This window comes from Nostoc sp. DedQUE05 (assembly GCF_034530955.1).
GTDB lineage: Bacteria > Cyanobacteriota > Cyanobacteriia > Cyanobacteriales > Nostocaceae > Nostoc.
Genome location: NZ_JAVRCB010000035.1, coordinates 82,905 through 92,805 on the forward strand (window position 1 = coordinate 82,905; position 9,901 = coordinate 92,805).

Here is a 9,901-nt window from a genome sequence, read left to right on the forward strand (position 1 = left end):
GAAGCAGGGGAAGCAAGGGGACAAGGGGACAAGGGGACAAGGTGACAAGGTGACAAAAGTTTAGAACTTACAACAAGTCTTTCCCCTTGTCCCCAATTCTCCTTGTCTCCAAGTCCTCTTTCCAATGCCCAACGCCCAATGCCCAATGCCCCACTATATATACTTGCGTCCTCGCCACTCGCGCGGGGTATGGAATGCAAATAAAAAGATTCGTAGCACAGCTAAGGGATCGGCTAAAGGGGAAAGCCAAAATAACCACCTACCTTTAGCGTTTGTGCGATCGTAAGAAGGTGCGATCGCTATTAGCATCGCAAAGCGAATCACCAGCAGGAATAAATTCAGTCCCAGCAGCAGGAGTGGGGGAATAGGTACAGACGCGATTAATCGCGTCTGTAGCAAGTAGGAGAGAGTAGGAGAAATCAACAAAAAAGTCAGGACAATTAAAAAGGGTAGACCTTGAACAGATGCGAGTAGCCATAAATCTCCCCACAACTGAGAGCGAGAAGTTGCATCTTTAAGATCGAGACTCCGCCCCCATTCTTTCCACGTCTCCATCGCCCCTTCATACATCCTTACCTTTAATACCTTTGCGCCATCTAAAAAGCCGACCTTATAACCTTGGATAGCAATATTGCGTGCCAACGTGACATCATCACAAAAAGAACTCTTGGCACTGCTATAACCACCTACAGCAGCTAAAACAGAGCGACGACACAAAAAACACTGCCCATTTGCCATTACCCGTTCTGGTTGCTCTGTATTGATCCCCGCTGGATCAAATCGGTAAAGCAAAGTCATCAACAAAGCCGGTTGTAGCCAGCACTCCCCAGGATATTTGAGAATAAATTGGGGTGAAAGAGAAACCAAATCGTAGCCCTGTACTTCAGCCGTCTTCACCAAACCACTAACTAAACCAGGATGCGGTTGGATATCAGCATCCAGCCCCAAGAACCACTGACTAGCCTCTGAACTATATAGAAAACCGTTATGCAATGCCCAAGGACGCCCCACCCAACCAGAGGGTAAGGGATCATCTGTCATCAGGCGAAAGCGGGGATCTTTCTGCTGTGAGGCTTTGACTAAATCGGGGGTGCCATCACTCGATTTACTGTCTACAACCATAATTTCCCGAACTTCATAACTTTGCTGACTTAAACCAGCCAACAGAGGGCTAATGCGAAGCGCCTCGTTCAGTGTGGGAACAACGACGCTAACCTTACCCAAAAGCTCAGGTGTCGGTTGTTGGGGTTCTATTGGAGGATGGCGTCTTGGGCCTTTTAATAGGCGCGAAAACAGAATCGCCGTTGCTGGTACTTGGATAAGTAGCAATAAAAGAGAGATAGCGCTTTCTGCTATCAAAGCGTTGTCATTAGTCATTAGTCATTAGTCATTAGTCATTAGTCATTAGTCATTGGGCATTGGGCATTGGAAAGAAGACTTGGAGACAAGGAGAATTGGGGACAAGGGGAAAGACTTGTTGTAAGTTCTAAACTTTTGTCACCTTGTCACCTTGTCCCCTTGTCCCCTTGTTCCCTTGTCCCCTTGTCCCCTGCTCCCCTGCTCCCCTGCCCCTCTACTTTCCACTCCCTAATTTCTAGACTTATTTCAAGGCAACTTCAACCTTTGCTACTGATACTTCTTTGGTTACTGGTTCAACAGTAACTTGAGCAGGTGTGGTTGAACTCCTTGACCACAGCACCATAGCCGGAATTATACCTAACAATAAGCCAAGTAACACAGGGATAAAGAATCCAGCGGCCAAACTGAGTCCAGCGGCGAATGCAAAGTTAGTTAAATAAACGACTAAAGGCAGATTTAGTTGCGATCGCTCTAATTTAATCGAGGTATTTCGCCACAATAATCCTGCCACACTCATAAACAGAGCGCTAGTACCAAACCAACCTATATAGTTCTGGTAAGGTGTTCCAAAGAAAGCTCCTGGTTGTTCCCAATACCAGAAGGGCAGAGAAGTTTGACTCATAGCCGGTTCAAGGGCAAAGTCCCAGCAAGTGAAGAGCAAAGCCCCAACGGCTATCGCAGCAATATGGCGACCCCAACTGGGTTTTTGAGCCACTTTCAAACCAGTTCTTGCAATTAAGTAAGACGACAGCCCAACATAAAACCAAGATAAAGGAATTGTAAAAGGAACTAGCCCCGCAATCTTATAACCCAAGCCACTCAGGTAGCTATAATCACCAAATGGAAACCCTGTACTAGTTCCCAGTAGTTCACTTCCCAAAGAGATAAACATAGACGGTAGCATAAATGCTAGCCAAGTTCCTAATCCCAAAGTCCGGTAGGCATAAATAGAGACAGCTACTGTCCCTAAGATGATATCTACTACACCGCCGCCAGCCATACTTAACTGTACAGCAGTTTCTCCTACCTGCGATAAGTTGAAAATTATTTCGGCATTGGGTACTACCAGTAGCATCCCTACCAGTCCAAAGGCTTTTGACGCGATATGACCAATGAGGCATACGCGTTCAGCAATAATAAGTTGTTTCATGATAATTCCTTAACAAGATGTGACACGCGGCTACTCGGCTGCTAACAGTTTACAAATCTTTAACTACTTTGTACCGCAATTCTCGACAAACTTGTTTAGCTTTCTTGTGAATAGCATAAAAGTCTATTGATTGAAGTTATAAAATATGATGCTAAACCTACTAGTTTAAGCCATATATTCAAAATCTACATAATTTTATCTGTAAGAACTTCTGGTTTCTTATCTCACTAATACCCGTATCGGAAAAAACTCCTTTGATACTGGGATATGCTTAAGGAAGGACAATTATCATAAACTAAGCAAATCCTCAAGCAAAATAAAGTCTTGAGTTAGTAAACTTATTTATGCGATAAGACCTTAACCCTGTACTAAAAATATAAACCCATGTCAATTTTGAAAAGAGTTCCTTGGGTGTCCCTAGCACTAGTACTGCTGAGTTACAGTACTTTGGGCTGGGTAATATCAGAAACACGTGCTCCTATATTTGTGTGGGTGGCAACTGTAATTGCTATCTTGCTTTTAATCATAACGTTGACCGCTCCTTGGCCAAGGATGACATATTACTACAGTATTTTCCTGCAATCAAATACCAGGGCTTTTGCTGTTGCCGTCTTAGCAGCGTTCTTATTCTTTATTATGATTGCCTGGTTTCGGATATTTCTTGATACTTTACTCATCATTTCAGCGACTATATTAGTCAGGATAGACTTTCAAAGAGCTGGTCTTAAGGAAGGGTTAGCTTTTTCGACTGCCTCGATCTTTTCATTGGGAGGTTTAGCTTTGGGTGCGCTAATTTACAAGTTCATATATTCCCAAATTCTGTTAACGTGATGAAGTATACCCGAAAAAGCAAGCTATGCCTGGGTTGGGTTACGCCAATCCTTTAGAAGCAGTATTATTTACCTACAATTGCCTTTGTAGCTCAAATTCCCGACTTTTTAATAAGTTGGGAATTTTGTTTTGTTCAATACTTACTTGGGTTCAAAATGCAGGCTGTTCAAACAGCAGTAGAGATAGGAAAAAATCCATAATAAAAATGGATACCCAACTAGTAACAACTGCTTTTGTTGCCGATTCCCCTACTTCCTTTGCTCCCCCTTTCGTAGTTAAACCCCAACTACAGCCAATGACAGCAACCAGCACTCCAAAAATAAACCCTTTTAGCAAAATAATAAACAAATCTGATGGTTATAAAAAATTTCTGACTGATTCTAAAAATGTTTCGGGAATAATTTGGTAAAACTTTGATGCGGCAAAAACTCCGCCAGTGATGCCTGTAACTAAAGCCAAAATCGTCATCAAAGGCACCATCAAACAACAAGCAATTACTCTAGGAAGTACTAGATAATCAATTGGATCGGTTTTGAGCATATAAAGTGCATCAATTTGTTCGGTGACTCGCATTGCACCTATTTCCGCTGCAAAAGCAGAACCTACTTGTCCCGCCATAATACTAGCGGTCAAAATTGGAGCTAATTCTCTACAAAAAGCTAAGGCAAAAGCACCTCCCACTGCATCAACAGCGCCAAATCGCACTAATTCTCTCGCTGTTTGAATAGTAAAAATCATTCCGGCAAAACCGCTGACAAGGAGAACTGGAGAGATAGAACCTGGCCCAGCGGTAACAAGATGTTGCAAAATCTTGCGATAGTAGGTTTTCCCTTGGAGTAAATGTAGCCATACTTGACCAAAGAGCAGTATTGCTGCAAAACAGCGTGTAATCCCAGATTGTTCAAATTTTGTTTTTGGTTGCAATTTTATCGTCCTTACGACTGACTTTTTTGCACATTTGTTGTTATATCAATTTTCCAAAATCAGACTACAGATACAAATGGTGGGAACCCAGCCAGATGTAATCTGACTTTCTCAATTAACTCATGCTTTGTGTGTTATGGGGTTGCAATCTCTCGTCCGTCAAACTAGGAAAAGTAATTGAATCAACTCAAAGGGTTGAAAAATCTAATAATATTTCCAAATAATGTTAAAAAATTTTTTATGAGCAGGATTCAATACATAATATTTATGTTGCTATTAATACTAACTTTCTCCGTGGTATATCCAGCTTTTGCATCTGTATGCCGTAATTACGCTGTCTACGACGGTCTACGCCACCAGATTTGCATTCTCAGTATCAGCCGAAGTGCCAAAAATTATTGGGAATACAAGGCAATTGTTAGCGTAGATGGCATAAAAAGACCTACAGAGGTTTACAATTGTCGCGAACGAGTCAAGGTTCAACAAGCTGGGACTATTTTGCCCTTTGAGCAAAAAGGCCCTGGTGAGATGATATGCAGCTTTTTTAATTCTTCTCGGCGGTAAACACTCGCCAGATAATGAAGACGGTAAAACCTAGATAGGTGAATACTGTTAACCATTCTTGCCAGCTACCAAATGCATTGTTCATTAGCAAAAGCCGGAAAATTAATATTTATCAATCCTACACGCTGATGCTACCAGTAGGTTGCTGTATGTTAGGAGATCAAAGAAGACTAGTCAAAAATTCTTAGCTAATTTTCCGGAATGGGTAACAATGGCGTGGTAGTAAATATCAGAGCATCGATATTATACTGAACCTCTATAACTAACCTTCGGGGAATATATCCCCATTGTTTTCCCTCAAGAACCCGGTCTTAACGATCGGGTTTTTGGTGTTTATACCAAGTTAACGTGAGTTCGACAAGCCCTTTTTTAACCTCTCCCCCAACCCCTCTTGGACACCCAGAGAAGAGCCAAAACCCTAATTTCTCGTTGCTCCTCCCTTTCCCCGTGGGAGAGGTAGGTTGTTCGGGAGAGATTCATCGAACTCACGTTAAGTTACAGTCGAGCAAGTTAGGGACACGATGCCTACGGCTGGCTACGCCAACGCAGCACTTCTCTCAATTGCCTGGGTATCAAATAAAACTATTGTCAAGAAACTTTTAAGAGATTTTATTGGTCTGGTTCTCCAAATTCTGCAAAAATCAACCAATGTCATCTTCTGCTCAAGGTATTCCCGGATTACCCGATTTGACGCATCCAGTTGAGCTTGTTCAATTTGGAACCCAGGCGCTCAAAGCTTCACTGTTATTAGTATTTTTGATTGTAGCTTTGGGAGTTGCGATCGCACTCATCAGTTTTTCTCTGCGTCGCAGCCAGCCGGAACAATTTATATTCATTGGCGAATGGGCTGTGCGTTATTCCCAACTACTGCGAGGATTACAGCATTTAACTCTAGTATTAGTCTTGTTAGTACCGGGATTTTTTCTCTGTTCGACTTTGAGCAATCGCTATCACTACTGGGAACAAACAAAGGTGGCTCAAGTGGCCCAAAGTGTCGCAGGTGAAAAACTCGAACAATTTGCGCCTCAAGTCCGCTACTCTATCCAGGAGCCATACTCCTATAACACTCAAGTTAATGGCAAAATTGTCAAGGTAAATGAGACACGACAAATCAACCGCTTCTTAACGTTGGCTGGTTCGCAAATACAAGTCAAGCTTGACCAAAGTGTAGATGTTCCAGGCCGCAGTTCAATTTATCAGGTAAATTACACTGCTGATTATAAAGTAGTTAACCAACTCAAGGATATTAATAATTTTTTCTTTGAAACACCGCCACCTAACGGCTACACACTGCTTGCTAGCTACAAAGTTGAGCGTGACGGTACTAGGTTACAACAAACCAATCCGGGAGACTATGGCTTTCCCTTCCGGCTGCAACCAGGAGAAGAAACTACCTTTCGAGTCACCTATCAGGCTCAAGGCGGGCCGCGTTGGGTTTATAGTGCAACGGGACAGTTGCTTTCTAATTTTCGCCTCACAGCAATTGCCAACTTTGCTCCGGCTGATTTTGCTAGTGGTGTTGTACCGAATGAGATTAAAGTTAACGGACGCAGTACTCAGTTTACTTGGATATTTGACGATAATGTTTCAGTCAAAAATCCCTTTGGAGTCTTTACCAACACCGAACCCATTCGTCATACTGGCATCATTCCCCGGCTTTTATTGCTAGCCCCGGCAATATTTTTGTGGTGGATATTATTATTATATTTGTCACTGCCAATGAGTTTTAGAAATATTGCGATCGCTGCTAGTATTTTCTTTGCTTGTCTGTTAACTTTGACCTATCTAGCTCGCATTATCAATGCTCAGTTGGCTTGGACTTTCATTTCCATCATTTTACTAATTTTAACATGGGGATTGGGAGCTAGCCGCAGTGCTTCCCTGGCTGCGATCGTCGCCACTATTGCTGGAGCAGTGCTACCGATTTTTGGATTATTAATACCGTTTAGCGGACTAACCCTTAGTTTGGCGGGTTTGCTTTCAGCGATTTGGCTAGCAGTTCGTCACTGGTATGGCTGGTACAGTTTGCACCCAGAAGATCAAAGATTGCAGACTCAGAAAAATGCTAAAGATTAGATAATTCCGCTATGATTAGCGAAGTTTTAGCGTCGGGCATTTATGGATAACGATTTACTCGCTTTCTTTGCGGCGGCTGGGTTACTCATTCTCTATCTTATCTTCTCAGCTTTAACTGAAATGGGGACTAAATTGCCTTGGAAGAAATAAGCTGATGGGCTAAAAAGTTTACACTTTTAAACCTTATTGGGCTTGGAAAAAAAAGTAACCATCATTTAGGCTTAGGTAATATATTGATTGTTCGAGGAGTGCCAAATGCGCGATCCAGAGAAGAACCAGATTAAAGTCGAGCCGGCAACTCTGGTTTTGATTGTATCTGTTTTAATACTTTTGCCTCTGCTGGTTGTTGGTTTTTTCTCGCAGTGAAGTTAGCCCGATGCTCTTTTTCTCAGGTGCGTTAAGCTACTCTTAACGCACCATATATCAAAACTACTTAGGCAAAACCTGCCGCAATGCGGCTAAAAGTTGGTCAACACTTTCCTTTCGACTATTAAAGCCCATCAATCCCACGCGCCAAACTTTACCTGCGAGTTCGCCAAGACCACCGCCAATTTCAATATTATGTTCATTGAGTAACTGCTGTGCGATCGCTTTACCATCTACCCCGGCTGGAATGCGGACAGTGGTAAGCGTTGGTAATCTATACTCTTGCTCAACGTGCATACTCAGTCCTAAATTCTCTAAACCTTCCCAGAGATATTCTACGTTCTTTTGATGCCGCTGCCAGGAATTTGCTAATCCCTCTTCTGCAAGCAAACGTAGTGCTTCCCGTAATGCATAGTATAAATTAATCGGTGCTGTGTGGTGATAGGTGCGTTCAGCACCCCAATACTTACCCAGCAACAACATATCTAAATACCAGTTTGCAACTTTCGTTTGCCGCTGTTGCAATTTCTCAACTGCACGCGCACTCATTGTAAAAGGAGAAGCACCAGGCGGGCAACCTAACCCTTTTTGGCTACAACTATAGGCTAAGTCAACTCCCCAAGCATCCAAAAACAAGGGGACGCCGCCCAAACTTGTCACCGTATCCACTAATAATAAAGTGCCAAATTCACGACACAAATCAGCGACCCCTTCCAAGGGTTGACGTGCGCCGGTGGAAGTTTCAGCATGAACTAAAGCTAAGATAGTTGGACGATGAGTTTTTAAGGCAGTTTGAAGTTCCTCCAAGTTGAAGACTTGTCCCCAAGGTTTGGTAATGGTTCGCACATCAGCGCCATAACGTCCAGCCATATCCACAAGGCGATTACCAAAGTAACCAGCTACACCGATTAAAACTACATCACCGGGTTCTACAGCATTGGCAATGGTTGCTTCCATTGCAGCTGTTCCCGTACCGCTGACTGCAATGGTAAGTGAGTTTTCTGTTTGCCATACGTAGCGTAGCAACGACTGAATTTCATCCATGAGTGCGAGAAAAGTTGGGTCAAGATGCCCAACGGGTGAAGTATTCATCGCTTGGAGAACTGTGGGATGGGCATTAGATGGCCCTGGCCCCAACAGCAGACGGGATGGGATTTCTAGCGGCGTGAGTTGCAAGCGCCCAGAGTCGTTAATTGAAATTGTTTGCGTCATAAATCTCTTTTCATTTAGACGATACTTACCGGATCATATAGGAATCCGATTTGATTCCTGAACTTACTTGTGTAGGGAGGGAACAGGAAATCTGGGAATAGGGCATTGCAGAACAGTGGTATGAATTGAGGCAAGCAGGGGAAACTAAGGGAAAATTTGGACGTTGCTAAATCATCTCGCAAATATGCAACGTCGGTATATAGATGTTTACTGAGTTTTTTTATCAAAAGTTTCAGCTACTTTCTATGCCCAAAATTTCTAAATCTTCATTAATTAAACTAGTGGATTTACCGAGGGAAAGGATTTATTTTATTCCTAAATTGAAAGTGAAAGCAACTACAAGAAACGATCTGCAAAAAGTTTCATTTTAGCTGAATATCAGGGATTTACTCTTGGAAAATTATGATAAAGCATAGTAGCAATAAAAATTTTACTATACACAAAATATCTAACAGCATTAATATTAAACCAACTTTAGACTTGTATCCTACTCGCCTAGTTTTTATTGACCCACAGGTTGATGACTACCAAAGTCTAGTGATGGGTGTATTACCAGATACCTCAGTTGTAGTCTTAGATGCCAACCAAGATGGCATTGAGCAAATTAGTCAAGTGCTAGAGTCTCATCAGAAAGTCAATAGTCTGCACATTGTTTCCCACGGCGCACCTGGGTACATCTATTTGGGCAACAGTCAACTCAACAACGAAACACTCAATCGTTACGCAGCCCAACTTATGGGTTGGGCAAATGCTTTGGGTGAAGACGCACAACTACTGCTATATGGTTGCAAAGTCGCTCAAACCGAGCCAGGTGTATTGTTTATACGCTGTCTGAGCGAATTGACAGGTGCAGTAGTAGCTGCCTCTGATGACTTGACAGGGAGTGCTGCATTAGGTGGTGATTGGGAACTGGAGGTTTCTACAGCACCTATTGTTCCTCGTTTAGCGTTTCGGCATGAAGTAATAACAGCGTACGCTTCAATTCTATCTGTAGTTCTCGATCCCAGCTTTGATAGTGATGGCAAGGTCACTACTGATATTGGTACTAATACCAGTGACATTGCTAGAAGCATTGTCATACAAGACGATGGCAAGATTCTGGTAGCGGGAGTGAGTAATAATAACTTTGCTGTAGTACGTTACAACAGCAATGGTAGTCTCGACACTAGCTTTGATAGTGATGGCAAAGTCACTACTGACTTCGGCAATACTGACATAGCCTACAGCATTGCCCTGCAAGACGATGGCAAGATTCTGGTAGCGGGAGCGAGTAGTAGTAACTTTGCTGTAGTACGTTACGACAGCAATGGTAGTCTCGACACCAGCTTTGGTACTGCTGGCAAGGTCATTACTAACTTGGGCGGTACTGACATAGCCTACAGCATTGCCCTGCAAGACGATGGCAAGATTCTGGTAGCG

General features: G+C 42.9%; 7 protein-coding genes and 1 pseudogene. 4 read left to right on the top strand and 4 right to left on the bottom strand.

From position 1 onward, the window contains the following. Nucleotides 1-153 precede the first annotated feature (153 nt). A complete protein-coding gene (gene cruG / locus RMZ42_RS23960; protein WP_322673757.1) occupies nt 154-1,377 on the bottom strand; it encodes a 2'-O-glycosyltransferase CruG in 1,224 nt (407 codons plus the stop codon). A gap of 223 nt (nt 1,378-1,600) precedes the next feature. Then, nucleotides 1,601-2,509 carry a gamma-carotene 1'-hydroxylase CruF gene (gene cruF / locus RMZ42_RS23965; protein ID WP_322673758.1) on the bottom strand — a complete coding sequence of 303 codons (909 nt, stop codon included), beginning with the start codon at nt 2,507-2,509 and terminating at the stop codon, nt 1,601-1,603. Between the two features lie 384 nt (nt 2,510-2,893). Between cruF and RMZ42_RS23970 the strand changes: the two genes are divergently transcribed. Beyond that, nucleotides 2,894-3,340 carry a hypothetical protein gene (locus RMZ42_RS23970; RefSeq protein WP_322673759.1) on the top strand — a complete coding sequence of 149 codons (447 nt, stop codon included), beginning with the start codon at nt 2,894-2,896 and terminating at the stop codon, nt 3,338-3,340. A gap of 150 nt (nt 3,341-3,490) precedes the next feature. On the opposite strand, the pseudogene RMZ42_RS23975 reads toward RMZ42_RS23970, so the two are convergent. Beyond that, nucleotides 3,491-4,264, bottom strand: a pseudogene (locus RMZ42_RS23975) (MlaE family ABC transporter permease). A gap of 267 nt (nt 4,265-4,531) precedes the next feature. Between RMZ42_RS23975 and RMZ42_RS23980 the strand changes: the two are divergent. After that, nucleotides 4,532-4,828 (top strand): hypothetical protein, encoded by a 297-nt coding sequence (locus RMZ42_RS23980; RefSeq protein WP_322673760.1) that lies wholly within the window; start codon nt 4,532-4,534, stop codon nt 4,826-4,828. Nucleotides 4,829-5,476: 648 nt separating this feature from the next. After that, nucleotides 5,477-6,904, top strand: a complete 1,428-nt coding sequence (locus RMZ42_RS23985) for a DUF456 domain-containing protein (protein WP_322673761.1) — start codon at nt 5,477-5,479, stop codon at nt 6,902-6,904. 429 nt (nt 6,905-7,333) lie between these two features. Here RMZ42_RS23985 and RMZ42_RS23990 read toward each other — a convergent pair whose 3' ends face one another. Further along, complete coding sequence (locus RMZ42_RS23990; RefSeq protein ID WP_322673762.1) at nt 7,334-8,482, bottom strand: alanine--glyoxylate aminotransferase family protein; 1,149 nt, start codon at nt 8,480-8,482, stop codon at nt 7,334-7,336. Nucleotides 8,483-8,884: 402 nt separating this feature from the next. Between RMZ42_RS23990 and RMZ42_RS23995 the strand changes: the two genes are divergently transcribed. After that, nucleotides 8,885-9,901 (top strand): DUF4347 domain-containing protein (locus RMZ42_RS23995; RefSeq protein WP_322673763.1); only part of this gene is annotated, 1,017 nt, incomplete at its 3' end.